The organism is Streptomyces sp. SID14478 (genome assembly GCF_010548525.1).
Taxonomy (GTDB): domain Bacteria; phylum Actinomycetota; class Actinomycetes; order Streptomycetales; family Streptomycetaceae; genus Streptomyces.
The window spans coordinates 1-355 of record NZ_JAAGMG010000662.1 but is presented as its reverse complement, the minus strand read 5'-3'; the positions used below and the strand labels follow the sequence as shown (position 1 = coordinate 355).

The window sequence follows — 355 nt, the reverse complement described above, 5'->3', positions numbered from 1 at the left end:
CCGGGCTCGTCGCGATCACCCTCGCCCTCGGCGTCTTCTTCGGCGCCCAGCAGGTGTCCGTCGCCGCGTACGCGACCGGGCGCGGCACCCCGGACCTGGCGCCCGTGCTGTACGCCGTCTCCAACTGCACGACTCTGGTGGGTGGTTGGGCCTACGGCGCCCGGCGCCGGAAGATGTCGCCCGTGCGGCAACGCACCGTCGTCTGCGTCGCGCTCGCCCTCGTCGTCCTGCCGCTGACCGTGCTGGACGACCCGCTGCCGGTCGCCGCCTGCCTCGCCCTGACCGGCCTCGCCGTGCCGCCGCTGATCGTCCTGTGCGCGCTGCTCACCGAGTCGACCGTGCCGCGCGCCGTCCT

At 74.9% G+C, this 355-nt stretch carries 1 pseudogene; it reads left to right on the top strand.

Annotation, left to right across the window (positions count from 1 at the left end):
• Positions 1 to 355 (top strand): annotated as a pseudogene (locus G3I40_RS21780) (MFS transporter); the annotation flags it as partial.